Here is a 24,606-nt window from a genome sequence, read left to right as displayed (position 1 = left end):
AAGCCAAGTTAGTGAATCGTCGGCTTGCTGTCATCTTCATTTGGGGTAATTTCAGGGCCAAACTCCGAGTAACATAAAATAGCTGACATACGCACAAACTCTTGAAGCTCGGTGTAAGCCGCCTCTGACTCTTCGTCATCTTGTACGTCAAACTCAACCTGAGCGATCTCAGCTAAGTCTTTAATCACTTCTTTTACATCGCTTGATGCGCTGTTTAGCTTAGGTTGAATTACCGCAATCGCGGTTAAGAAGCTTTGGGTCCATAGTGCTAATGCTTCAACGCGATGGCTCAGCTGCACTTCTTCTTCAGGTAGCAATAAAGTAAAACCAAACTCGTAATCACCTAAACGCGCTACCGTGTCTTGATAAAGCTCGGTAATTAAGTGCTGTAAATCATTTGGCAGCGGCTGACCATCATTCATCAAGTCAATAAGCGCTTTTTGCCAGGCATTACCTTGCTGCTCAACACCGCCACATATAAGTCCAACTAACGCGCCGTGAACCTCAACCGGATGCTGGCCAATTTCTGCCGCATCAAGGGCTTGTTTTAACTTATCAATACACAGTGAAGGTGGGGTTGCCATAGTCTTTTCTCGCTAGAACATTAATGACTTAATGCTAACAGAGTTGCCCCTGCTCACCAAATGATCGCCCCTATGTTGTAGGAAAAAAGTACCGATTTGCTCAGACAAACAGCAAATAAGAAAATTAACCTTGCTGTGCCTTGCTCTTTTAAATATTGCCCTATATAGTTCGCCAATATCGTGAATAAATTAAGGAAGACGCAAACTAGGTATGAGTAATCGTGCAGTAGAAATTACCCTTCTCGGTCGCACCTACTCAATCGCATGTCCTGAAGGACGCGAGGCAGCCTTGCACGCAGTCGCCAGCGAAGTTGAAAGCCAACTGAGTACCTTAAAAGCCCGCACGAACAATTTAAGCCGTGAAGAGTTAGCCATTATGGCCGCACTCAATATTGGCAACCAACTGTTTGAAGAAAAACAACAAAACAAACAGTACATGGCGCAAATGGACGAGCGTATCTCTCTACTTCAAGCAACGCTAGAAAATGCCTTGATTGAACGTAGCCACAAGGACGACTAAACTAGAATTTCTGATACACGCAACTGCGATTATCAACCCTGTTTTTGCTCCCTGGGATATGCGTTTAGCTGGTAATGTCCCTGTGCCGATATTTACAAACCCAGGGTAGATGCTTTTATTGACATTGCGCATGCTTGGCAAGTACCGAGAAGCCTTAGGAGATAAACATTTACCCGCCTTGAACCTACGGTTCAAGGGCTACACCGGCGACGGTATCTTGGGGAGCATTCCAACTTTATCTTATCTGTTATATCCCCCCTTCTGTTTAATACCTTGTCACGGGTTCAACTACTCTTCAGATAAAATCACGCCAAGTTAAACTGTGCTGTTTTGATAACCGCGCAGTCAGTGCTATTTAATTCTCTCTCCAAGGTTGCGTTTATAAAATCACGATTTGCCAGTCACATACGCCAAAGCTATCAATCCATTCAAAGAGCGCATACAAGCAAATAGTCGATACAAGTATAGGTAAATGCATCATTTATCACCGTGAAAAATAAGCGGCTTGTATCGTTTTGGTAAATCTCCCCATATGCCAATTGTTAACCAACTAATGCTGAGGTATAACGCCTTCAATATTAATGGTTTGCAGTATGGATTATGACAAATAGATTACAAAGAGGGCTGTATTGTTGCTTGTTGTCACTCACGACAATTTGGCTCATAAGCGGTTGTTCTTCCGCCCCAGAACCTATCAAACCTGCCACAGAAAAAAGACCTGCTGCACTGGCTAACTTTCCTTTAGATAGTCAATTTAGAGGAAAAGATACCGTCGATATTCAACTCGCATTAGCTGATCGCAACTTATACCTGAATATCAACGATGAAATAAAAATGTTGTCTACCGAGCAGTGTGCTCTAGACATTTCTGCACACAGGGGAGACTTTCGCCAGCCAGAGAGTGGTCAAATGGCGATTGCAAGTGCATTAGTCGACAACTTTAACAGCGTAGAAATTGATGTGATGCTGTTAAGAGACGGTACCTGGGTTAATCATCACGATGAAGAAACAGGCCGAGCAACCGTGCATTACACCGGTGAGAAATACAAACTCAACCGGATGAATTTAAAACAATACACTGAGCTGAAACTAAGGGATAAACACACCCGAGAACTCGTCAACATACGACCAATCACGGCACTTGAAGCCTTTCAAACCTTTGCCTACTACCGCCATAGAGGACAGTCCCTTAATGTAGAAATTAAATCCTCTGCCAATGTCGAGCGATTAACTGAGCTAAACCAGATGTTATTGACCTATGTTGGTCAAGGGCACTTTTACTACTCAGCTGACGATATTCGTACTTTAGAAAAGCTTCGTGACATTAACCCAAATGTTTATCTTGGCTTGGTGCAAAAAGCTCACCCAACCAGTGTCGATATCTTACTTGCCGATATGAAGAAGGGTGTCAAGAATGATGCTTACTATCTGGATAATCAGCGCAATTTCGAGCGTGGGCATCGCTACGGCACCAAGCGATATCGTAGCAGATATCAAGATCACACCAGCAGTGCGGCATTAAATAAAATACAGCAAAAACTCGGCAGTCATTCCGGCTTACATTTGGATATTCGCAGCTTCATGCAAACGCCTGCAGTAAAAGCAAGAGCCAAACAGCGAGGAATGCGGGTTTACACCTACACGATTAACGGCACGGCCTATCATCAGCAACAGTTACAACGTTTAACCTCAAATCAATTACCTAATGGCGCAATTGTCGACGCCACACCATTTGAAGTATGCCAACGCTTATTTTCAGCCGCCAAACCTAAAGGCCACTATCAGCCATCGTCCGCCATGGGCAAATACATTGCGTCATTGCCAATTGATGCTGACTTTACTCAGTTCGCACAAATGCAGGGCTACCAAAGCGAGGGTTATTACATATCGCTTAATCATGGTCTTAAACGCATTGCACACACAAACGTAGCCGTTGCTGCTGAACACAAAACGCCTGATACATCTAAGGATGAGCCATTTCGTTTCCCGACGATTAGTGATGAAAAAATAGAACGAAACAATGGCGAAACCATCATCATCACATTACCAAGTAAGCACAATGAGCAATAATAAACAAAGCCCTTTTGCCAGTGGTTTATTGAACCAATCTCCGACACAGCAGCAGATGTCGCAGGCAGAAAAACAACTAGCAGATACCCAAAAACAGCAAGCAAAAGCCGAAAAGCAACAAGCTAAACAGGCAAAGCAAATTGCGCAAATTACTGCATTAGGCAAACCATTTTGGTGGATGCTGACCATGTTTATTTGCTCGGTGGTTTACCTTTTTCCTGAGGCGGTATTTAACGCGGCGCTAGTAAATGTTGCAGGCGGTAAAAATGCCACAGAAGCCGAATTGCATGCAGTGGAGCTTTTCGGGCGAACCATTAGTGGTATCGGTGTCACCCTGTTATTAGCCGATTTATTACTTAAGGGAAAACGAGTAGCCACGATTCCAAGCGCATTAGGCAGCTTTGCATTAATCGCCATCTTAGTTTGGCCGACAGTGTTTTTTGGCCAAAAATGGTTGGTCGACTATTTCATTATTGATGCCTCTACTCCAGAGCAGCGACAACAAGCTTACCTTTCACAGGTGCTTCGTAGCGCGTTGATCGAAAAGTCGATTCAATTTGAAGGTATTGAATACGATCCAGATCTGCCCCACACGGGGTTGAGAAGACGTTCTTGTCTGTATTTGGCGGTTTAGTGTATGCCGATGATGTCTTGGTTTCAGAGCTAGAGCAACAAAAACGCCCTATTATGGAAAAGTTTGTCCGCGACCGCGCCATGGCAAACTTCGACAGCCACTATCAGCGTTACGACAATTTCCGTAGTGAGCTTCAGCAAGCTTATACGGACTACCTAGCGGGGTCAGCAGAGTACAATGATGCTTTGGCAACGTCACCCCAACGAGCTGATGAATATTGGCTCGACACACAAAACCAAGTTAAACAAGGCTGGCAGCAATACCAACAAGGTGAAGCGGCCTACGAAGCCCGAGTAGAAGCGCGCGCACAAAAAATAGCCCCACAAATTTACGCGTATTTTGAGCAGCGTAGTAAATGTGCTGACATGAAAAAAGGCAGCCGAAGAGATAACTGCTTCGAGCGTATTCAAACTCGTTACGACCGCGAATTTGAAAAAAATAGCATGCCTTATATTGAGCCCAATGAGTGGTTAATTCGCGAAGAGATTTCTACCTCAGAAAATGTCACCAACTCCATCGTAACAGGCGTAATGACCTTAGGCTTATTTACCGCTATGCAGGCCATTGATGCGGCTACTGGCGGCGATGCTGGTATACGCGATCATCGCATGGTGTATACCAATGATGTTAATCACTATAAAAATATTCTACTGGTCAAAATGGAAGGTGACTTCATAAAAGAGTCTGGTGGCTACCCGCGCGAGATAAACGATATTCACCGCTTTAGGCATCACAAACTGACCAGTGACAAGGTGCGAACCCGACTCAAGCAAAAAGGTTTACACCTTGCTGACAGCTGGCAGATGGCCAATCGAAGTGAGTTTGACAATGCTGTGGCTAGCAAAGTCAAACAAGAAGCTGACACTCGGTGGCGTAATGAAATGCGCAACAAAGGTTATAATATTCCTCCCAATTTATCTTGGCAGGCATTTCAGCAGCATCAACAAACCCAACAACGAATACAAGCTGAAATGGGTGACATGTATGTGTCTCCCACGCTAGCTGACTGGAATAATAAGCAATTTTTAAACCGAGTAGTTGAGCCTAATATTCAGCGCAACACCACTGAATTATTGCGTGTGCTCGAAGCACAAAAAGCAGAGTTTGCCGATGGTGGTGCGTTTGAAGCATCAGGAAAATCAGCACTGAGAGCGACCATCATTCCGCCAATATCTATGTCACTAAGCTTAGCCTTAGTGTTACTGACGGTGCTAAAGCTGCCTATAAAAGCATGGGAATTAATCAAAGCCGCGAAACACAACCCTGCTGAGCCGCGCACCAAGCACTCTAAACAAAAACTGATTAATGTGGGCATATCGGCGACACTACTGGCCTCCATTTTTGTGGTGCCCATGTCATTTAGTAGTAATCAGTTCACCCTTGAAGACAGCGCTACCAATTACTTTTTCAGGCAGATGGAAGCCAATGATTCCGCCAGTATTTCCTATGCTTTGCGCTGGCTATTAACCACACAGCCGCTAGTACAGCCTATTGGTGATGCACTAGATAGCAGTTTGCAAATTAGCCGCGGCTTTGACGCTATCAGTGGCCCGATTCACCACCTTGATGAGGCCATGCAAGGATTCTCAGCAAACAGCAGTAAAGCGCATCAGCCCACTCAAGAGACAACAGCATTATTGCCGCTAAGCATTATCACCAACGCCGACAATGCACGTATTGCCGTGATGAATATTAAACCCAAATACTCACCACAAATGCAGCTACCGCAGGGCGCATATGACATTAAAGTCACTGCCCCTGGATATACACCTGAGCGCCAATGGGTGAATTTAACGGCAGAAAGCACTGAGTTCACTATCAATTTACATCGACAATAATCGCTATTTAAGCATGCCATTTCACATGCCTAAATCGCTCACTCATTCATTAAGTAGTAGGATTTTACAGTGAGTCAATTACAAGCGTTTCAAGATTACATTCGCAAGAATGGCCAAGACTTAACGGGTGAAAAAGTCCCTGTAGTGCTCAGTGATGAGCAAGCAAAGTCACCTAACCTTAAGTTTCATTTTGGTTGGACAATTGAAATTGGGGTCAATAAACACGACCATGGCCCCCATTGCCCGAGCGGGGTGAACGCAGGTAGCTCTCAGCAAGCTTGTGATTGTGCCCATGAAAATGCGAAACAGTATGTTAGCGGTCAAGACCCTTTCTTTAATGAAACTTTTAAAGGCATGCTGTCTAACGATGTCGCCAAAAACTTCGTCATTCGAGATAAATCGCTAGGCTCAGCACCCGATAGGTTTGTGGGCAGCGATCCATGCTATGTCTGCCATGGTACAGGGCAATGTGATTGTGGCACCTGTCATGGTAATGGCAGTACAAGCTGCACTCAGTGCGGTGGTAGCGGCCGTAACCATGTGACTCGACAAGATCACAATAATCGCACTGTATACACAACGGAAAGCTGCTCATCTTGTTATGGTTCGGGCAGAAAAACCTGCTACACCTGCCATGGCAGCGGTAAAGTAACTTGCGGAACGTGCGATGGCGGGGGCTATCTTTATTACAGCTACACCATTGACGGCGATGCTAAACGGTCAACAAAATGGTTCTTCAACAGCACGGATTACCATGACTGGACCCAAGATTATGTGGCCAATTCGGGGCTAGATATTATTAACGGTATGACTGATATCACCGAGATTGACGTCCGTGAACCACTTGAAGGTTGTACTTTTCTTTACGGTCTCACCGCTGATCTCCCCACACTACAATTTACTGCGCATATCGATAATGTCGATACAAAAATGTGTTTCGCAGGGAGCCATAATGCCACCCATGATGCCGGTGGCGTATATGACCCTGCTGTGTGGAAACGAGCTCAAAAGCTTGGCGAAGGCAATAAAGAGTCTGATAAACAAGTATTAGCAACACCAGCGATTAAAGCTGTGATTGAAGCGCATGAAACCAATACGAAACTTGCCCTGTTGCAAGAAAACTGGGTTTCCAAGGATATAGCAGCCGCGGTAATGAGTAATTACCAAACGCTACTATCACAACTTAAAAAGCAGACTAATGCTGGTTTTACCTGGAAGCTGACTAAAAACTTAGTTCACTTTAGCTATATTTTCATAATGCTTGCAGCAGGTGTTGCGCTGCTATTGCCAGAAGTCGCTTTTGAGTCACAACACCGCTTAGGCTTGTTAGATCATCATAGGTTCTATTTTGGCGCATTTATTGGAGACTTTGGCTTATTTGGTTTTCCTGTTTGGGCCAACTACCTCATCATCATTGCCTGGTTTGCCCTGCTATACCACTTGCTCCCTAAACTGTATTGGAAACAAATTAGCCAGCAAAAAAGATGGTTACTCACCTTATCAATCGGCTTTGTCATGTCATATTTCATGCTCTCATTAGTGTCGTTTAGTCTTTCTATTGGGTACTTTGTCATGGAACCAAGCAACATGATTGTAGGGCTAGCACTATTTGTTGGTATCTACATGGTGTTCTTTGGTGCCTTTAGTCCCCAAAAGTGGCACATGAAACTGCTGGGCGGTGTGATAGCAACTATCACTGCAATAGCGCTGCAATTTTTAATGATGTACTTGGATAAGCAAATGGGGTTATTACCAGATAATAATCAAGACTATATTGAGGGACTCGCAAATTTAATCATCCCTGCGGTGGGGTATGTTGTGTTTTCAGCTGTTGAAATTGCTGCTTTGAGTATTCCATTGGCAATTATGTTTACTCGAAGACGTTTTTGGCTAAACGCTAAATCAGCCATATCTGAATACAATAGCGCAGTGTTACTCAAGTCATTAAAGCTCGATAAATAACCGTATAACAGTAGACAATCGAGATGAACGAAGGCGGCCTAGGTCGCCTTTTTTATGCTAGTAGAAGCAATATTTTAATGATACGTTTATCAATAACGCTTGGCCGCTGTAACACGCTAACAGTACCATTGTGAGTTAATCCCCTCTTAATGCCATTCACCTCAAGAGATTATTGAATGACCTTAACCCGCTTTATGACTGAGCACATGCCTCACGCAGTTCCTGCCAAAGGCAATATCTCTATTAGCACTTTTGCCAACTCGGCAAGTCAAATTCAATTATTCGACTCAAACAATATGAGTCGTCAGGCAATTCGCCGCCATATTCGTCAAGAGCGCAACAGCATAACGCAAGATGAGCAGCAACAATTAGCACTTATTGCCAGCCGCCATTTACTGGCAGAAATTCAGCGCCTCAACGCCAAGCGTGTCGCCTTGTATTTAACCCATGACGGCGAGCTAGCTACTAACAAGATTATTGATGCGCTTTGGCAGCAAGGCGTCGAAACCTACCTACCAGTGGTGCACCCGTTTAGTCCGGGTAACTTGTTGTTTTTAAAATACGACAAGCAAACTGAAATGGTAGAAAACCAGTACGGTATTGGCGAGCCAAAGCTTGATGCATCTAAGGTGATGCCAGTTAATCACTTAGATGTCATCGTAACGCCATTAGTGGCATTTGATGCCAGTGGTAATCGCATGGGAATGGGCGGCGGTTATTACGATCGCACCTTAGCTCAGGTTGTCGAAAACCAGCCTCTGGCTGTGGGTTTTGCTCACGATTGCCAGCAAGTCAGTAAACTACCTGTTGAATATTGGGATATCCCACTACCGCTCATCATCACTCCAACGAGACGTTTTTCGAGTATTGGGTAGCGTGCAAGCCGAAGTAATCCAAACATTGGATTACTTCAAATGCCGACCACCATCAACAGCAAAACTGCGGCCTGTGACGTAGTGGCTGCTTAGCAAATACTCCACCAGCGAGTGAATTTCACTGTTGCCCGCCTCTTTTGGCAAAATCGCTTTGGCAAGGGTTTTGCTCTTGTATGCATCATCATCTGACTCATTAAACAAGATCATCGCCGGCGCAATGGAATTAACCTTTACCGCTGGGGCTAGGCTAGTTGCAAAAGAGAGGGTTAAGTTATGCAAAGCAGCTTTACTCGCTGCATAGGCAATGTGCTTTTTACTGCCCTTTTCTGCGACGTAATCGGTAATGTGGATAATATTGCTCGCGCCAATGCAGTCGTCATGCAGCTTAGCATTGGCTTGTAACAATTCACTCAGGCCCAAGTTAATTTGGTATGGGGCGTTAACATGTACCTGCATCATGCGCTGCATAATCTGCTGCGGCGGCATATCGGCATTGTCTGGTAACCAGTCAGATGCGTTATGAATAATGGTATCAAGTTGAGTATGCTGGCTAACTTGCTCTATTAGGGCATCGATGGCGCCCTCTTGGCAAAAATCACAAGGGATCACCGTTGCCCCAAGCTTAGCAAGCTGCTCAACACTGCTATAGTGTGTGCGATAAGTGCCAATCACTTTATGCCCTTTCGCTAACAAATACTTGGCTAATGAAAAGCCAATGCGCTTACCAATACCTGTTATTAATACCGTACGACTCATATCCCGCTCTCAACTTTGTTTTATATTGCCATCATGACTGATGTGTCAGAATTAAACCATTGCAATTTAATGAATTATTTAGTTTTTCTGCAAATTCACTTGCCTATGTTACTCACCAACCAATACGCATCTAGGGTAAATTCAGATCGCTTTTAGCCTTAACGGGCCACAATCACCTTTGAATAAGCTCGCCTCTCAAGCAGGCTTTTTACTGCTGGGCACACCAGGTAAAAAATAAGACAGAGCATCGACCAATTCTATTTCATTTATTTTCAATGGCTTAAGTTTACACAAAACTAACGTATTAATAGATCGAATAATACCTCATTAAATTAATACGTAAATCGATAGGATACTAGCCGCCACCAGACAAGGTAAACAAGCAATTTTTTTATCTAGTCGCTTGTTATTAAACATTATTATTAATCATGAGGGTTTTAAAATGAAGAAATCAGCAATTGCTGTTGCAGCACTGTTGGCATTGTCAACTGGTATGGCAAATGCGAGCGTACTTAACGGTTTTACCGGTAAAGTAGAAAGCGAATACACTACACAAGACAAATCAGCATATGTTGAAGGTCGTGTAGGTTACGACTTCAACTTTGGCGCGGTATCTGTAGTGCCATTCTTATCTGCTGAAACTAACTACAACGACCTTGGCGACAAGCGTTGGGACAGTGGCAACCTAGGTGGTGGTATCACTATCCAAACTAACTTTGACAACTTCTACGCGTACGTTGATGGCCGTGCAATGCGTAAAGACCGCATCAAGGTTCCAGCACCAACTGGTGAATTACCAGAGCTACCAACTCCAGAACTACCTGAAATTGGCGGTGCAACACCATATGCAAGTGGCGTTAACTCTCCAAATGGCATCAACTCAGTTCTAAAAGAGTACAAACTTGAGCTAGGTACAGGTTACAAGTTCGACAACGGCATCCAAGTTGGTGTTGAAGGTAGCTTCATCCGTGAGCGTTTCGAAGGTGTTAACAGCGATCAACGTGAGTTCTTTGGTGTACTAGGTTATGAAGCATTTGAAGGCTTCACTGTATACGGCAAAGTTGGCCGTGCAGACACTAAAGAGCCACAGCCACAGCTAATGTCTAGCAAGAAAGACGAGTGGGAAACTAAGTCAGTAATTGGCGTTTCTTACCGCTTCTAAGCAGCTAGCAACCAATTTGGGCTCAAGTGAATAAGCTTCATCTTTATCCAGTCCGTAATATGGATGAAGCTTAAGATCACTCACCGGTGCACACTCTCTCATCTGTATCGCATTGCGATCTTTGAGTGGTAAATGATTTTTAAGGGTCGCACTTGATAGTCACTGGGTTAGTTAATGCGCTCTGAGCATAAGCAGAGTCGTTAATTAAACAGTTAACTATACCGGTCATTTACTTCTCACACTTGAGCCCAACCTCTTTTTGTTAATTGAGCTTCTGGTCATTGAACCAGCTTTAGCTCTATTTTCACATCTATTGCATCAAGGTGGCTCTTATGAAATTCAGCAATCAAGCGCGTCTGCTGTCAGTATGTTTTGCAACACTTCTATGCAGCCAGACTGCGTTAGCAAGTGATACTCAAGCGAGCAACTCAACCCCTGAACAATCTAAAGTAGCGCAAGCTAAAAGTGGCGCAACTTGGGTTGGTATTCTCGGTTTTGAAACTGCCCGCACGGTTAAGCCAGAATCAAAGCAAGACATCCAACAGGTTGAAGCCATTGTAAATGGCATTGGAATTAACTTCGCTGGTCTAAAATGGGACAACACCCTAGCAGCTAAAGTCAATCGCCGAGGCGAAATCAGTGTCGCCCGCAACTGGGCATACGGCTACTGGAACGACAACTTTGGTGTATCGATAGATCTCATCAAGTCAGATTGGAAAGGCACAGGCCCAATTATTGGCGCTGTGGGTTTAGCCTACAAAAATCGCTGGGATAACTTGAGCCTACGCATTAATCCAACCGTCGCTAGATTATCTAACAAACTCACCAACGGCAGCACCTTTGATGATACCGGTATGCAGTTAAACGTGCGCATGGATTATCAAATCAACGATCGTTTGAGCCTAAGATTGCACCCGCAATATGCTAGCTGGCGCTCAGACCAAATGGGCGAAACTTTAAAAGTTGAACTTGGCGCGAGCGTCAACCTTACCGAAGACAAGCGTCATAAGTTGATGCTGGTCAATGAACACTTTTTAGTGAAGAACTCAGGTACAGGAATGCGCGTAAGATACGTTGGTGAAGACTCACCTATCGGCGGTTATGTACCAGGTACAGAGCAAACCTTCAAATTGCGTTATGCCTATGTATTTTAGTTAGAACAACAAGACCTTGAGTGCCCTACACTCAAAATAAAAATGAAAGCCCTTACCAGGCTGTCATCTGGGATTCTAATAACAACAAGCCGCTTGTTCGGTGAACGTCTCCCACTCGCCACCTAGATAGGTGGCTTTTTTTTGCCTTGCGAACTCTGAAACGTAATTCTGAAGCGTAACTGAGAAACAAGGCCTTCAACCTATTAGATAAACTTAAAGGTGCTAATTCGACCTAAAAGTCGAGTTTGGGGATAATTCACTCAAGCCAAACGGCACTGAGATTTAAAACCAAATTAGCTTACACAGCACATTGAGGACACTACTATGAAAAAGTCAATTATCGCATTCGCTATCGCTGCAACAGTTTCTGCAGGTTTCGCTCAAGCATGTACCACAGCAGTATATGGCAATGACCAAGCACAAATGACCATGCGCACTATGGACTGGTTTGGTCAAGACCAAGCAGTTGTAGTTGGCACAGGCAAAGGCATGGCGACTCAGTACAGTGAAACTGACGGTGTAGAAACCACCAGCAAATTTGCTGCGCTAAAAATTGAGTCTTTTAATCCTGGCGTTGTAGCAGAAGCCATGAACGAAAACGGCTTTGAAGCACGTATTCTTTACCTAGGTAAAGAAGCAGGTACCAAGTTTGCGGCTGACACAGCAGAAAAACCAAATGTAGATGCTGGCATGGTTCCAACTTGGGCGGTAGACAACTTCGATAATGTTGCTGACGTAATTAATGCTCTGCAACAGGTGGACGTAGTCCCAACAGGTATCTGTGACCTACCAAACCACGAAGGTGAATGTATTTACCCACCAGTGCACTACCAATTTGCTGATGCAAGCGGCAACGCTGCAGTCGTTGAGTTCATCGATGGTGAAATGAAGGTATACACCGAATATGGTGCAAACTACATGAGTAACGACCCAGCATTTGACCAACACTTAAAAGCTGACGCTGAAAAAGTAGAGCCTAACGCAACGATTAACCCATTAGATCGTCGTCTACGTGCCAAGGTCATTGTTGAGGACTTATATACTCGCAATGTAACCGACATTAACAAAGCTAAGCTGTCACTAAAAGCAGTTGGTGCAACAGTATTCGCGGGTTACGACCAGTTAGACAAAGAAGTGAACGATATCTTCCCAACACTTTGGACTAACTACACCGACCGTACTAACAAAACCTGGACGCTAGATCGCTACGACAGCTGGGCAGCAGAGCAATATAGCTTTGAGCAATTCGACACCACAGCAGCAAAACGTGTGGTACTAGGTCAAAACCCAAACCTATAACTCAATAGGTAACCCACTCAAAGCGCTAGGGTCTTTACCGCGGCCTTAGCGCTTTTTCCTTTAGGTCATGTTTCGTTTGTGGTTGTGAAAACAAGCATAGACAAAACATGACTCTAACTGTCACCTCTTTAATGACAAACATTGGCAACAAGCGAGCGGACTATGAGCAACACAATCAACAAATCACGAGTATTAATGGCTGTAACGGCATTAATTAGTACCATGGTGTTAAGCATGAATGCTAACGCTGAGGTTTCCTACAAAGACACCTTTGCTGATACCAAATCAAGAACAAGCATCGTGGACGAGCAAGGGCAAATTCATCTACCTGAAGACTATGCACTTCAAGGCTTTGTGCATCTAGGTAGCAATACAGTGACTCGTCCTGATGATGGCGTGTTGCAAAACATTAACTCAGCCTACACTCAAGCCGATGCGTTAATTGAATTCAACAAAACCGGTGTGTGGCCAGACGGCACAGTCATTATAAAAGACATCCGCTTTGTATCAGAAAACATGTCATTACTGTCAGGGGAAGTGCAACATCAAGCTAGCCGTGACATTGCCTTTGTGATGGTAAAAGATTCGACCATGCGTTTTTATCAGTCTGAGCACAAGCAGCTATGGGATAGCAGCTGGGGTTGGGCACAATATGATAATCCAGAGCAACCACTCACCAATACCAACAAGAATGCCGAGTATTGTCAGGGTGCCACTTACCGCAAAAGGCAAACGACTGGTTACATCTTGAAATTTATCATCGTATTAAATTGCCTAGCTTGCCCGCATCACCCAAGCTAAAAGCGCAAAGTAAACGCGCCAATCCAACACCTGTCATCAAGCTTATTGAAATTGAGCCAGGAAGTGATTTAACCAAGGTTGCAGATGATAAGTCTGAATAGGCTCTAGGCTTTACTCGTCAAGTAAGCTATCAATAAACCATTGACCCGCCTGCCCGATGGCCTGAGACCAACACACCTCAACAGGCCATTCGAGCAAATCTGAGTCGAAATCAACCTTGAGCACTTTAACGCTGCCGTTATCAACAAGCTCTTTGGCTAAACGTTTTGGATACATGGTAAAACCAGTGCCATTAAGCAGTAGTGAGCGGATTTGGTATGTTTGATCACATGAAATCACTTTAGGGCTGTAACGCAACGACTCTATTAACTCAGGTGTTGCCACACGGCCCTGAGACGACAACAATTGAAAATGTTCAATTAAGTCTAATTTAGTTAACTCGCCGCGGCGTTTCGCCAGCGGGTGGCTGGTCGCAGCCACGAACTGCCAGTGTACTTTATCAAACATTTTGCTTTCTAAACCGCGAAGCGGAACCAGCGATGCTGGCGAGATAACGATATCGACAGAGCTACTTTCGGATGTCAGGTCGGCCTGCTCACTATCAACAATATTCACCTGCAGCTGTGGAAACTCCTGGGTTAACTCGTAAATGGCATTATTGACCTGCTCGGTAAAAGTAAAACCATGAACGGCTATGGTTAAAGATGTCTCAACCCCATCTTTTAGCGACTGCACTTTCTTCTCAATCGCTTCAAATCTTGGCATTAACTCTTGCGCCTGAAAATAAATCGCCTTTCCTGCATTGGTCAATTTGGGCGCTTTACCTGCAGTTCGATCAAATAAGCTTAAGTCGAGATCGACTTCCATATTGTTGATCATTTGGTTCACTGCAGACGGGCTAACATTTAGCACTCTGGCCGCAGCCGAAAACGAACCTTGGTCGGCTACTGTAACCAAATACATTAAACGTTCAGATGTAATAAGCATGGCAACGCAGCCTCATTTGTTGTGGATTAAACAGTGGTACTAATCGTTTGAGAATCATTACCACAATAACAAGTCATCTAACTAATACCAATCCAATCAATTACCTTGCACATCTGACATCATTGCAAGCAACAGCTTTACCAAATCTTGCTCGGTAACCTAATATTGGAGATGAGCTGTACAAATGGTAACCTCCACCCCATACAACTCACAAATTTATACGCCTGCAAATATTTAAAAGGGATAATTTGAAATTCATCGGCCAAACAAACAGTAATAAGTGGCTTATTGCCAGTATAAAAATGGCGATTGCTTCGAGTGTGTTCCAATTGCTGCCTTTATATCTGGATGCTATTTCTCGTCATTTATCATTGTCACCTTTTGAAATCACCTATATCGCCACCATCGAGATCCTCGGTTTTGCGCTGGCATCCTTTATTTGCTTTATCGCCAAGAAAACAAAGTCTTTTGAAATTAAAGAAAACGTTGCTCTGATGGTATTAGTCGTTAGTCATGTGCTAAGTGCACTGGTGACCGCAGAAGCTATTTTCTTTAGCTTGCGACTGGTTGCAGGCATTAGCGCAGGGGTTGTTATCGTAAAAACTTATGAAGTGCTGGCCAACGAACCCAACCCAGACGTGGCTTTTGGTAAAGCAATGGCGGTGCAAATGTGCTATGCAGCACTCATGTTTGTCTGCTTGCCATCAATACTGCACGGCTTTGGGTTTGACTCACTATTCTACATCTTTGCCGCGGCAGCTTTTTTAATGCTACTAGTACCAGCCAGCCCAGACTTTACAATTAACCATGCTCCTAGCCAAACACCAACTGAAGCTGCTCAGCTTTTAAAAGGCCTCGCCGCACTATTTTTATTTTCGTTAACACACTCTGGAGTATGGTCAATACTTGCGGTACTTGGACAAAAGCTCAGTATCGAACCTCAAGCACAAGGTAATGCTCTCGCTGTAGGCACTATTATCAGTTTGTTTGGCGCCTTACTTGCAGCTTGGATAGGCAAAGGAAAACATAAAACTCAGGCATTGATGCTCTGCGTGGTATGCCAACTTGGCATTATCACCTTACTATTTAACAACCAATCCCAATTTGGTTATTTCATTTATATCTCGGTATTCATGTTCTTATGGAATACCATCTTGCCTTTATTCATCGGCACTATTTCGATTGCAGACAAGCAAGGGCAAGTAATTGGTTTTATGGTTGCAGCGCAAACGATTGGCGCAGCGATTGGCCCTTCTGCTCTGGTTCATGGCTGGATAGTTGTTGAGATGTCTGTATTAATTTTAGTCTCTGTATTTTTGCTCTACCCACTGTTACCAAAAGCAAAATGTCAAAACCAGAGTAACTAGATCACAGTAACTAAATTAGAGTCACTTGGCTCAACTAACTAAACAAAATCAAGCACGATAAGTGTTTCTGCTAACCCATCAATGAACCGAATACATACTGATTCGTTGTAAAAACGAAATCCCGCTAATATCAGCCGCAGCTGAGCTAAAAGCAAGAGCTTAGCTAAAGTAGTGCTTTCGGCTGCGCTTTGCGCTAACCCTCTCAGGTCGGGAGCGCTACTTCAGCTAAGCTTTAAGTCAAACTCCAACGCTTTCCCGGCAGCTCAGCCTTTCAGTTCCTACCTTAGGAGGCAATATGAGCATCAATAACAGCCGTCAAACTTGTACGAACGAGACTTCTAAAGTAAATATCAGGCGAGTAACTAAACTTGCTTTAGTAGGTATGATACTGACGATTTCAGCGTGCAGTAATACACCATCTGGCAATACGCATACCATTCATCATGGTTGTGACTTGCGCTGCCAACATGATCTAGAGATGGAACGCAGAGAACTGCGTGAGCGTAGACTAGTGGATGAGATAATCATTCGAGATATTATTGAACGTGAACAAGAGCCTATCCCTGAGCTATATGACTAAAGCTTGGGAAATCAACTAACTACCTATTCAACAGCGCTCTAAAATTTTACTCTGACCCAAATGTTAAAAAAGCTACCTTTCTCAATTAAGAAGGGTAGCTTTTTTTGTGCTAATTTCTGGTGCAGTTAAGTCAATCTTTGACTTAACTGCTGGCATTAAAGCCTTTGTTTAGAAGTAGTAGTTAGCTTGTAACCAAGCTACTGTGTCTTCTTTCATTTTGCCGTGCTCAGTTTTCACTTCGCCTGTGTACTCAACCTTGAAGCCTGCTGATAGCTGTGGTGCTAGCATAAAACCGCCACCCACTTCGATCTGGTTGATAAATTCTTTGCTCTTGAAGTGATAAGTCGACTTAGGGTTTGCATATAACCAGTGACCAGCATCAAACGCGTACATAGCATACACACCAGCTTGTGCTAAACCTGAGCGGTCATACTTATTGGTATATTTGTTCGCATCGTCGTCAAAACGCTTCGCCTGAGTACCACCTACGCTTAGCATAGGGAATACCATGACATTGTCAGATACTTGAAACTTGTAAATCATGCCACCAAGAACGGTTTGGTTGTTTTGATCGCCAATCACGTCAACAGAATAACCAAGGCCATCAGTCACGTGGAAGTAGCGTGCGCGGCCGCTTAAGTCGCCGGCTTTGCCGTCTCGAGCTGTATTTTCGCCGTCTTTGTTCTTAAAGGTTAGGTCTAACTGGAAGATGTTCGCACCTGCGCCATACATACCGTTGATTTGAGTGTTGTCTTTCGAAGCACTCACACCAAGCGTAGTAAAGCTTGCGGTAGGATCACCATAGTTAACGTCTTCTTTAGCTTCATCTGCCATTGCGCCGAAGCAAGTCATTGTAGATAAGGCTAAAACTGATAAGGCTTTGTTGATTGATTTCATTGTGTCACCCTCGTGTTGTAATCATTGACGGGAGACATTATCTCAGCACTATAGCGATACGTTTAATTAATAAGTATCAAATATATTAATACGTCAATCCAGCCCATGCTAATTTAGCAAAGAGTCATCAACCGGTTTGGCAAAGAGTCATCAACCGGTTTGGCAAAGAGCCATCAACAAAGTTAGCAAAGAGCCATCAACAAAGTTAGCAAAGAGCCATCAACAAAGTTAGCAAAGAGCCATCAACAAAGTTAGCAAAGAGCCATCAACAAAGTTAGCAAACAGCTATCAACAAAGTTAGCAAACAGCTATCAACAAAGTTAGCAAACAGCTATCAACCACTTTAGCAAGCAACCATCAACCAAAACGCTCGACCAAAAAAATTGAGGTAAAAAAAGCTGCCTCAATAGAAGCAGCCAAAACAGGGAGTATGATGAGAGGTTAGTCATTAACCTGGCTTTAGTATCTAATAGTTTTTTGAAAACCTTTAACCAGGTACTATTCGATTTACATATATATATTACTCACCTTCAGATTATCTCTTAAGCGGCCACCAATCTGGCACCATTAAGGTCAATGCCCCAATTCGTAGATGACACTAAAAAGTTAACACTGAGGACTAAACTGGAAAACAAGCAAAAAAAAGCTGCCTCAATAGAAGCAGCCAAACAGGGAGTATGATGAGAGGTTAGTCATTAACCTGGCTTTAGTATCTACTAGTTTTTTGAAAACCTTTAACTAGGTACTATTCAATTTGCATATACATCACTCGCCTTCAAATTATCTCTTAAGCAACCACCGACCAGGCATTATTAAGCTGAATGCCCCCATTTTTAGATGACACTAAAAAGTTAACACTGAGGACTAAGCTGGAAAACGAGCAAAAAAAAGCTGCCTCAATAGAAGCAGCCAAACAGGGAGTATGATGAGAGGTTAGTCATTAACCTGGCTTTAGTATCTACTAGTTTTTTGAAAACCTTTAACTAGATATTATTCGATTTGCATATATATCACGCGACTTTAAATTATCTCTTGAGCGACCACCAACCAGGCATCATTGCGGTGAATGCTCCAATACGTAGATGACACTAAAAAGTTAACATTGAGGACTAAGCTGGAAAACAAGCAAAAAAAGCTGCCTCAATAGAAGCAGCCAAACAGGGAGTATGATGAGAGGTTAGTCATTAACCTGGCTTTAGTATCTAATAGTTATTTGAAAACCTTTAACTAGATATTATTCGATTTGCATATATATCACGCGACTTTAAATTATCTCTTGAGCGACCACCGACCTGGCATCATTAAGCTGAATGCCCCAATTCGTAGATGACACTAAAAAGTTAACATTGAGGACTAAGCTGAAAAACAAGCAAAAAAAAGCTGCCTCAATAGAAGCAGCCAAAACAGGGAGTATGATGAGAGGTTAGTCATTAACCTGGCTTTAGTATCTAATAGTTTTTTGAAAACCTTTAACCAGGTGCTATTCGATTTACATATACTTATAACTCACAGCAACTAGCTTAAATCCGTCATTAACGGGAAGCCGAAGTTAACGACAAATTAGCGTTAACAGAATGCGATAGGTACGCTCAAAACACAGCTGGATATATAAAACTGTCATGACAAATGATACGGAGCTGAATTCAAATGGAAGTAAAATTTAATTAAGCGGATACATAGCAAGAATAAGCGGATTCACAATAACAAAACGAAGCCAGAAAGGAGAGCAAGGTTGCGGATATAAACCTAAGACAGAAATGTTGAACGATCGTATTTGTAACAGCGATACATCTTAGCAAAAGGATAAATTAACTCACTACACACCAAGCTTATAAAAAAGCCATGCAGCCACTTTTTGAGCAAAAGCAAATGCCATGCTTCCATAAAGAATTGCACTTAACACATATGTTGAAGAGGCAATTATACTCACTTCACGTATTGGTGCTTGATAATCGAAACCAACATACGTGGCGGCCAACGGCCATATGACATATATCGGAGTTAACACAAAAAACCAAAGGGTGAAATAGATAACATTCCGAGCAAACTTAGCTCGCGACGTTTTTGCATCTGTTACTTTATATGATCTCATGCACTCTTCCCTGATTAGTCAGCTTCAGCCAGCCGTGGCTATTGTTTGTATATGCTAAAAATGTAAGCGAGCGCAAATCATCTCTATCCACAAGCTAGAAGTCAATCATGTCTAACTAACCAAGACTTAACTTACAATGTAAAGTAAAACACTAGTAGATAAATTGACGAGTAAACTCAACTAAAAGGTTAACCAACAATACACTTCATTGGTTCGAACCAGCATTAAATCAAACAAAATAAAGCCAACCACTAAAATTGCACTCAAACCATAGTAAAATGTGGTTAACAGTTCGCTTCGATTACGCTTACTAGCACCTGATTTTAACTTCGCCAGTTGCGACTGAACTTGTCGGTTAGATGTATATTTGTTTAGCATTGCCTCTCTCCTGCTGTGCTTCGAGGCTGCTAATTATCTACCCGTTATTAATATCATTTTAATTAGCTTGTATTCAAAAACTATATACTTCAATTCAAAGCTCCACTGAAATCACACCTTGAGCGCAAGTACAAAAACTAAGCCTTTGTTTTTATACCAATAAATCAACCCATTCGTTTTACTTATAGTACCTAACTCAAAAGTAGTATTAATTCAGGTTAATGTTGCCCCATATGCCAATCCGGCCGTTTTCTATCGAGAGGGGATTACGCCAATGAAAAGCTCGACAACACTAACCAAGATTTACCGCAATGCTCACGGCTTAACTGCCCAAAATAGCGCGGCTACGCGCAAGCTAAACTCTACAAAGAAGCTAACCGCTGCATTAAGCCTAATTGCACTGAGCTGCATGGCTACCGGTTGCAGTGACGAAGACATGCAGCAAGCCGAAGCCGCGCTGGCTAAAGTTTCAGTGCAACAGGTTTCACCTCAGGCTATGCAACTAGAAGAAGAGTTCATGGGTAAAACTCAAGCTGTTCATTCACTTGAGATTAAACCTAAGGTTTCTGGTTACATCATCAATAAAGCGTTTGAAGATGGCGCAGAAGTCAAAGCTGGCACTTTACTGTTTGAGATAGACCCAACGCCATTTGAAGTTGAGGCGAATCGTTTACAAGCGGTACTGGCGCAAAAGCAAGCACTACTTACCATGAAGGCTAAGCTAGTCAACAAAGCAAGTGCACTGGTAGAGCAAAAGGCCCTGAGTCAGATTGAGCTGGAGCAACTAGGCGCTGAGTTCAACATGGTTAAAGCTGAAGCCAAAGCTGCTGAAGCGGCGCTTGATAACGCCTTACTGCAGTTGTCATACACCAAGATTTACGCACCATTTGACGGCCTAGTCAGTGACAGCCAACATACTATTGGCTCACTCGTTGGCCCACAAAGCGCCCCGCTAACTCGTCTTATCAGCTTCGATAAGATGCACGTTAACATCCACCTTGATGAAAAAGACTACCTCAATACACTGCAAGCTATGGCTCAATCTGGCGAGGAAATTACCAACCCAGCAATGACCTTAAAACTTGCCAACGGCACCCACTATTCACACAAAGGTGAAGTTGAATTTATTGACAACGAAGTCGACAGCAACAACGGTACGATTCGTTTCCGTATCACCTTCCCTAACCCAGACAGATTGCTGTTCCCAGGCCAATTTGTCTCGGTGACATCGCAACAAACCACACCAACTCAAGCCATTGTTGTACCGCAAAATGCTGTGCAAGAGGACCAAGGTGGTCGCTATGTGTTGACGGTTAATGAGACCAACACAGTACAAGCTAAATACCTAACCCTAGGTCAACGAGTAGGTAACGATTGGTTGGTCACCCAAGGGCTAACTTCTGGCGAGCAAGTGATTGTGAGCGGCCTACAGGGTGTTCGTGCTGGCGCGCAAGTTGAAGTCGAGCCTGTGATTAAGTTAGCAAATAAGGGGTAATCACTATGGTTGAGTTTTTCATTAAACGCCCCAAGTTTGCCATTGTGTTATCGATTGTGATGACACTAGCAGGCTTGATGAGCTTAATACGTATGCCGGTATCGCAATTTCCAAACATTGTGCCGCCGTCTATTGAAGTATTCGCCGTGTTCCCAGGCGCTGATCACAACACCATTCGTAACACGGTAGCAACTGTTATCGAGCAAGAGATCAATGGTGTAGAAAACATGATCTACCTGGAGTCGAAGTCCAATAACGACAACACCTATCTTGCTTATGTCACCTTTGCTATCGGCACTGATCCAGACAAGGCTCAGGTACTGGTGCAAAATCGAGTTAACAAAGCCATGGCTAAGCTACCTGAAGAGGTAAAGCGCCAAGGTGTCACGGTTGAGAAAGTCGCTAACTCTATCTTAATGACGGTTAACCCATACTCACCAAATCAGAGTTTTGACAATCTTTATCTGTCTAACTATGCCTCACTCAATATTAAAGATGCCCTATTAAGGGTTAATGGCGTGGGTAAAGTGCAGGTCATTGGTGAACAAAACTACGCAATGCGTGTATGGTTAAACCCAGAAAAAATGGCAGCCAAAGCCATTACTGCGGGTGAAATTGCAGATGCGATAGCCACGCAAAATACCACAGTAGCGGCAGGTAAACTGGGTGAGCGCCCATCAACTGGGCAACAAGTATTCCAATACACCATTCAAACTCAAGGCCGCCTAGTTAACGCAGAAGAATTTGAAAATATTATTCTGCGCGCTAATAACGACGGTAGCTTTGTGACCCTAAACGATGTCGCGACGATAGAGTTAGCAGCAGAGCAATACTCAGCATTTGCAACATTTGGCGCTAACGACAGCCCGATTCTGGCAATTTATCAGGCACCGGGTGCTAACGCGCTTGAGGTTGCACAAGGTGTACGTCAGGAGATGGAACGTTTAAGCAAACGTTTCCCTCAAGACATGGATTATGCGGTTACTTACGACTCAACGACCTTTATTGAAGTGTCGATGGATGAGGTATTTGAAACCTTATACATCGCACTAGGGCTCGTTATTGTGGTGACCTTCCTATTCCTGCAAAGCTGGCGCGCAACCTTAATCCCGACTATCGCGATTCCTGTATCGCTTATCGGTACCTTTGCGGTGATGGCAATGCTAGGGATTGATATCAACACCTTGTCTATGTTTGGTCTAATCCTCGCTATCGGTGTGGTAGTAGATGCTGCAATTGTTGTAATTGAAAACGTAGAGCGTTTAATGGCTGACGAAGGCCTCGCAGCGCCGCAGGCCACCTCGAAAGCAATGAAAGAAGTGACAGCACCGCTTATCGCGTCAGCGTTGGTATTACTGGCAGTATTTGGCCCAGTATCAGTCGCACCAGGTATGGTAGGCCAAATGTACCAACAATTTGGTGTAACGATTTCTGTTTCGACCATTATCTCTACCGTCGTTGCACTAACACTTACACCTGCACTTTGTGCCATCATGATGCGCCATGAGCATCCTAAAACCACTGGCTTTTTAGGCATGTTTAACCGCTGTGTTACCCGTGTCACTCAAGGCTATGTTGGCTCTGTGGGCTTTTTAGGTAAACGCTTAGCATTAAGTGCAGCCCTATTTGCCATGTTGATTGCGGCTATCGCGGTGTTTGGCAATAAACTGCCATCTGACTTTATTCCAGCAGAAGATCAGGGCTCATTTATGGTGGACTTAAATCTGCCTGAAGCCTCATCGCTGGACCGCACTGACGTGATGGTAAACGACATGCTCGCTAAAATTGAGCAGCTCGATGGCGTTAAGCACATAGTCGCCGCTAAAGGTTATAGCTTGCTAAAAGGCGCTGCGTCACCTAACTCAGGCATGATGATTGTTGTGCTAGAGGACTGGACTGAGCGTACTCGCCCAGAGCAATCTGAATTTGCACTAGTGGCACAAACTCAAGCGCTAATTGATGCAAACAGTGATATTTCAGGTATGGCATTTTCAATGCCTGCGATTCCAGGTTTAGGTACTGCTGGCGGTTTGACCTTACAAGTTGAAGACTTACAAGGCCGCAGTGTTGAGGCGATGGGCCCAGCCATTGAAGACTATTTAGATGCCCTAAATCAGTCTGAAAAAATTGCCATGGCATTTTCAACCTATAGCGCCAATGTGCCGCAGCTTTACCTAGATATCGACCGTCAAAAAGCCTTTGCACTTGGTGTAAACCTAGCTGACGTAAACCAAACGCTATCAGCCATGATGGGTAGCATGTACGTCAACGACTTCACTAAGTTTGGTAAGAACTATCAAGTCACACTACAAGCTGAACAGAGCTTTCGTAATGACGAGAAAGACTTAAGCCAAATCTATGTGAAATCTGCCTCGGGCGCCATGGTTAAGCTGTCAAACTTTGCCCAATACAAGTCGCTTGTAGGTGCTGACAGCACAGCAAGATACAACCTGTACAACACAGCTCAAGTGATTGCGATTCCGGCAGAGGGTTTTAGTAGTGGTCAAGCCATTGCTGAAATGGAGCAAATTGCAGATACCGTGCTACCAAATGGCTATGCCTATGAGTGGACCGGTATGACTTATCAGGAATTAGCAGCAGGTGACAGTGCCCCTTACCTATTTGCGCTAGCACTACTGTTTACTTACCTGTTCTTAGTTGCTCAGTACGAAAGCTGGATGATCCCACTGGCCATTATCTTGTGTGTACCAACAGCACTGTTTGGTGCCTTAGGTTACACCGCATTAGTTGGCGGTACGATTAACCTTTATACCCAGGTTGGTTTAGTGCTGTTGATTGGTATGGCGAGTCGCAACGCGATTTTGATTGTAGAGTTCGCCAAAGTGCTGCGAGAAGAGCAAGGATTGTCGATTCTTGATGCTGCAAAACAAGCCATTGCCCTACGTTTACGTGCGGTATTGATGACAGCATTCTCGTTCATCCTAGGTGTACTGCCACTAGTTATCGCAACCGGTGCAGGCTCGGCGAGTCGTAACGCACTAGGTGAAGCAAGCTTTGGCGGCATGCTCGCGGCAACGGTTGTGGGTTGTCTGCTAGTGCCAGTGTTCTTTGTCATGCTGCAAAAGCTGCGCGAGAAGCTTAACCCGCAAAGCAGCGCGCAATAAATCGAGCTTAAATTGCCACAAGCAAGTTAG

The 24,606-nt window shown here is 43.8% G+C and carries 20 protein-coding genes and 1 other RNA gene; 15 read left to right on the top strand and 6 right to left on the bottom strand.

Annotated features, from left to right (window positions below):
- Positions 1-8: 8 nt before the first annotated feature.
- Positions 9-584, bottom strand: coding sequence for a UPF0149 family protein (locus EXU30_RS14515; protein WP_130601213.1), 576 nt, complete (start codon positions 582-584; stop codon positions 9-11).
- A 211-nt stretch (positions 585-795) separates the two neighbouring features.
- On the opposite strand from EXU30_RS14515, the gene EXU30_RS14510 reads away from it, so the two are divergent.
- The 7 genes from EXU30_RS14510 to EXU30_RS14485 all read left to right on the top strand — a co-directional run bounded on the left by EXU30_RS14510 (position 796) and on the right by EXU30_RS14485 (position 8,483).
- Positions 796-1,104 carry a cell division protein ZapA gene (locus tag EXU30_RS14510; protein WP_130601211.1) on the top strand — a complete coding sequence of 103 codons (309 nt, stop codon included), beginning with the start codon at positions 796-798 and terminating at the stop codon, positions 1,102-1,104.
- 45 nt (positions 1,105-1,149) lie between these two features.
- A non-coding RNA gene (gene ssrS / locus EXU30_RS14505) (6S RNA) lies at positions 1,150-1,332 on the top strand.
- Between the two features lie 372 nt (positions 1,333-1,704).
- The gene (locus EXU30_RS14500; RefSeq protein ID WP_130601209.1) at positions 1,705-3,174 is read left to right on the top strand and encodes a glycerophosphodiester phosphodiesterase; all 1,470 of its coding nucleotides are present in this window, start codon (positions 1,705-1,707) and stop codon (positions 3,172-3,174) included.
- Positions 3,164-3,808, top strand: coding sequence for a hypothetical protein (locus EXU30_RS20655; RefSeq protein ID WP_242620220.1), 645 nt, complete (start codon positions 3,164-3,166; stop codon positions 3,806-3,808). The genes EXU30_RS14500 and EXU30_RS20655 overlap by 11 nt, the downstream gene beginning before the upstream one ends.
- The gene (locus EXU30_RS14495) at positions 3,787-5,646 is read left to right on the top strand and encodes a hypothetical protein (protein WP_242620219.1); all 1,860 of its coding nucleotides are present in this window, start codon (positions 3,787-3,789) and stop codon (positions 5,644-5,646) included. The genes EXU30_RS20655 and EXU30_RS14495 overlap by 22 nt, the downstream gene beginning before the upstream one ends.
- A gap of 69 nt (positions 5,647-5,715) precedes the next feature.
- Positions 5,716-7,608 (top strand): hypothetical protein, encoded by a 1,893-nt coding sequence (locus EXU30_RS14490; RefSeq protein WP_130601207.1) that lies wholly within the window; start codon positions 5,716-5,718, stop codon positions 7,606-7,608.
- A 176-nt stretch (positions 7,609-7,784) separates the two neighbouring features.
- Positions 7,785-8,483, top strand: coding sequence for a 5-formyltetrahydrofolate cyclo-ligase (locus EXU30_RS14485; RefSeq protein WP_130601205.1), 699 nt, complete (start codon positions 7,785-7,787; stop codon positions 8,481-8,483).
- A 30-nt stretch (positions 8,484-8,513) separates the two neighbouring features.
- Here the strand turns inward: EXU30_RS14485 and folM are convergent, their stop codons facing one another.
- Complete coding sequence (folM, locus tag EXU30_RS14480) at positions 8,514-9,239, bottom strand: dihydromonapterin reductase (protein WP_130601203.1); 726 nt, start codon at positions 9,237-9,239, stop codon at positions 8,514-8,516.
- 442 nt (positions 9,240-9,681) lie between these two features.
- On the opposite strand from folM, the gene EXU30_RS14475 reads away from it, so the two are divergent.
- The 4 genes from EXU30_RS14475 (at position 9,682) to EXU30_RS14460 (ending at position 13,655) form a co-directional block, all read left to right on the top strand.
- Complete coding sequence (locus EXU30_RS14475; RefSeq protein WP_130601201.1) at positions 9,682-10,401, top strand: hypothetical protein; 720 nt, start codon at positions 9,682-9,684, stop codon at positions 10,399-10,401.
- 332 nt (positions 10,402-10,733) lie between these two features.
- Positions 10,734-11,555 (top strand): hypothetical protein, encoded by an 822-nt coding sequence (locus tag EXU30_RS14470; protein ID WP_207234073.1) that lies wholly within the window; start codon positions 10,734-10,736, stop codon positions 11,553-11,555.
- A gap of 324 nt (positions 11,556-11,879) precedes the next feature.
- Positions 11,880-12,854, top strand: coding sequence for a linear amide C-N hydrolase (locus tag EXU30_RS14465; protein WP_130601199.1), 975 nt, complete (start codon positions 11,880-11,882; stop codon positions 12,852-12,854).
- A 162-nt stretch (positions 12,855-13,016) separates the two neighbouring features.
- Positions 13,017-13,655, top strand: a complete 639-nt coding sequence (locus EXU30_RS14460) for a cytochrome P460 family protein (RefSeq protein ID WP_130601197.1) — start codon at positions 13,017-13,019, stop codon at positions 13,653-13,655.
- Positions 13,656-13,766: 111 nt separating this feature from the next.
- Here the strand turns inward: EXU30_RS14460 and EXU30_RS14455 are convergent, their stop codons facing one another.
- Positions 13,767-14,642 (bottom strand): LysR family transcriptional regulator, encoded by an 876-nt coding sequence (locus EXU30_RS14455; RefSeq protein WP_130601195.1) that lies wholly within the window; start codon positions 14,640-14,642, stop codon positions 13,767-13,769.
- A gap of 248 nt (positions 14,643-14,890) precedes the next feature.
- Here EXU30_RS14455 and EXU30_RS14450 point away from each other — a divergent pair, with 248 nt between their 5' ends.
- Together EXU30_RS14450 and EXU30_RS14445 are read left to right on the top strand one after the other, a co-directional pair.
- Complete coding sequence (locus EXU30_RS14450; RefSeq protein WP_130601193.1) at positions 14,891-16,009, top strand: MFS transporter; 1,119 nt, start codon at positions 14,891-14,893, stop codon at positions 16,007-16,009.
- Positions 16,010-16,304: 295 nt separating this feature from the next.
- The gene (locus tag EXU30_RS14445; protein WP_130601191.1) at positions 16,305-16,589 is read left to right on the top strand and encodes a hypothetical protein; all 285 of its coding nucleotides are present in this window, start codon (positions 16,305-16,307) and stop codon (positions 16,587-16,589) included.
- 168 nt (positions 16,590-16,757) lie between these two features.
- Here the strand turns inward: EXU30_RS14445 and EXU30_RS14440 are convergent, their stop codons facing one another.
- From EXU30_RS14440 to EXU30_RS14430, 3 genes are all read right to left on the bottom strand, one after another.
- Positions 16,758-17,486, bottom strand: a complete 729-nt coding sequence (locus EXU30_RS14440; protein ID WP_207234072.1) for a hypothetical protein — start codon at positions 17,484-17,486, stop codon at positions 16,758-16,760.
- Between the two features lie 1,816 nt (positions 17,487-19,302).
- On the bottom strand, positions 19,303-19,578 hold the full coding sequence (locus EXU30_RS14435; protein WP_130601189.1) for a hypothetical protein: 276 nt from the start codon (positions 19,576-19,578) through the stop codon (positions 19,303-19,305).
- A gap of 180 nt (positions 19,579-19,758) precedes the next feature.
- Positions 19,759-19,956 carry a hypothetical protein gene (locus tag EXU30_RS14430; protein ID WP_130601187.1) on the bottom strand — a complete coding sequence of 66 codons (198 nt, stop codon included), beginning with the start codon at positions 19,954-19,956 and terminating at the stop codon, positions 19,759-19,761.
- Between the two features lie 274 nt (positions 19,957-20,230).
- Here EXU30_RS14430 and EXU30_RS14425 point away from each other — a divergent pair, with 274 nt between their 5' ends.
- The gene (locus EXU30_RS14425; protein WP_130601185.1) at positions 20,231-21,451 is read left to right on the top strand and encodes an efflux RND transporter periplasmic adaptor subunit; all 1,221 of its coding nucleotides are present in this window, start codon (positions 20,231-20,233) and stop codon (positions 21,449-21,451) included.
- A 5-nt stretch (positions 21,452-21,456) separates the two neighbouring features.
- The gene (locus EXU30_RS14420) at positions 21,457-24,576 is read left to right on the top strand and encodes an efflux RND transporter permease subunit (protein WP_130601183.1); all 3,120 of its coding nucleotides are present in this window, start codon (positions 21,457-21,459) and stop codon (positions 24,574-24,576) included.
- Positions 24,577-24,606: the final 30 nt, after the last annotated feature.

Origin of the sequence: Shewanella maritima (genome assembly GCF_004295345.1) — a bacterium.
GTDB classification, from domain to species: Bacteria; Pseudomonadota; Gammaproteobacteria; order Enterobacterales; family Shewanellaceae; genus Shewanella; species Shewanella maritima.
This window is presented reverse-complemented; position numbering and strand designations above follow the sequence as displayed.

What these genes read in the sequence shown, in the direction of transcription:
- EXU30_RS14515 (WP_130601213.1), bottom strand. Translation starts at nt 584, where the DNA reads ATGGCAACCCCACCTTCACTGTGTATTGATAAGTTAAAACAAGCCCTT.
- EXU30_RS14510 (WP_130601211.1), top strand. Translation starts at nt 796, where the DNA reads ATGAGTAATCGTGCAGTAGAAATTACCCTTCTCGGTCGCACCTACTCA.
- EXU30_RS14500 (WP_130601209.1), top strand. Translation starts at nt 1,705, where the DNA reads ATGACAAATAGATTACAAAGAGGGCTGTATTGTTGCTTGTTGTCACTC.
- EXU30_RS20655 (WP_242620220.1), top strand. Translation starts at nt 3,164, where the DNA reads ATGAGCAATAATAAACAAAGCCCTTTTGCCAGTGGTTTATTGAACCAA.
- EXU30_RS14485 (WP_130601205.1), top strand. Translation starts at nt 7,785, where the DNA reads ATGACCTTAACCCGCTTTATGACTGAGCACATGCCTCACGCAGTTCCT.
- folM (WP_130601203.1), bottom strand. Translation starts at nt 9,239, where the DNA reads ATGAGTCGTACGGTATTAATAACAGGTATTGGTAAGCGCATTGGCTTT.
- EXU30_RS14475 (WP_130601201.1), top strand. Translation starts at nt 9,682, where the DNA reads ATGAAGAAATCAGCAATTGCTGTTGCAGCACTGTTGGCATTGTCAACT.
- EXU30_RS14470 (WP_207234073.1), top strand. Translation starts at nt 10,734, where the DNA reads ATGAAATTCAGCAATCAAGCGCGTCTGCTGTCAGTATGTTTTGCAACA.
- EXU30_RS14465 (WP_130601199.1), top strand. Translation starts at nt 11,880, where the DNA reads ATGAAAAAGTCAATTATCGCATTCGCTATCGCTGCAACAGTTTCTGCA.
- EXU30_RS14460 (WP_130601197.1), top strand. Translation starts at nt 13,017, where the DNA reads ATGAGCAACACAATCAACAAATCACGAGTATTAATGGCTGTAACGGCA.
- EXU30_RS14455 (WP_130601195.1), bottom strand. Translation starts at nt 14,642, where the DNA reads ATGCTTATTACATCTGAACGTTTAATGTATTTGGTTACAGTAGCCGAC.
- EXU30_RS14445 (WP_130601191.1), top strand. Translation starts at nt 16,305, where the DNA reads ATGAGCATCAATAACAGCCGTCAAACTTGTACGAACGAGACTTCTAAA.
- EXU30_RS14440 (WP_207234072.1), bottom strand. Translation starts at nt 17,486, where the DNA reads ATGAAATCAATCAACAAAGCCTTATCAGTTTTAGCCTTATCTACAATG.
- EXU30_RS14435 (WP_130601189.1), bottom strand. Translation starts at nt 19,578, where the DNA reads ATGAGATCATATAAAGTAACAGATGCAAAAACGTCGCGAGCTAAGTTT.
- EXU30_RS14430 (WP_130601187.1), bottom strand. Translation starts at nt 19,956, where the DNA reads ATGCTAAACAAATATACATCTAACCGACAAGTTCAGTCGCAACTGGCG.
- EXU30_RS14425 (WP_130601185.1), top strand. Translation starts at nt 20,231, where the DNA reads ATGAAAAGCTCGACAACACTAACCAAGATTTACCGCAATGCTCACGGC.
- EXU30_RS14420 (WP_130601183.1), top strand. Translation starts at nt 21,457, where the DNA reads ATGGTTGAGTTTTTCATTAAACGCCCCAAGTTTGCCATTGTGTTATCG.